Source organism: Colwellia marinimaniae, from assembly GCF_002207865.1.
Taxonomy (GTDB): domain Bacteria; phylum Pseudomonadota; class Gammaproteobacteria; order Enterobacterales; family Alteromonadaceae; genus Colwellia; species Colwellia marinimaniae.
The window spans coordinates 1-258 of sequence record NZ_BDQM01000349.1 but is presented as its reverse complement, the minus strand read 5'-3'; the positions used below and the strand labels follow the sequence as shown (position 1 = coordinate 258).

The following is a 258-nucleotide window of genomic DNA, read 5'->3' as shown; positions in this document are numbered from 1 at the left end:
ATCTGCGGCGTATCCGTTAAACAACTCGAAGCATTAGCAAATATATTCAGTCAAAACCGTACTATGCTGATGGGCGGCTGGGGTATGCAGCGCCAGCAGTATGGTGAGCAAAAGCACTGGATGATGGCAACACTCGCCGCTATGCTTGGTCAAATAGGTCTAGAAGGGGGTGGTTTTGGTTTATCTTACCATTATTCTAATGGTGGCAACCCGACTCGTAACGGTGGCATACTTCCTGCAATTTCATCCACTCTCGGC

General features: G+C 48.4%; 1 protein-coding gene. It reads left to right on the top strand.

Annotated features, from left to right (window positions below; all coding sequences use genetic code 11):
• Window positions 1–258, top strand: a 258-nt coding sequence (locus tag MTCD1_RS19595; RefSeq protein ID WP_159459933.1) for a molybdopterin-dependent oxidoreductase, incomplete at both ends; no start/stop codon positions are given.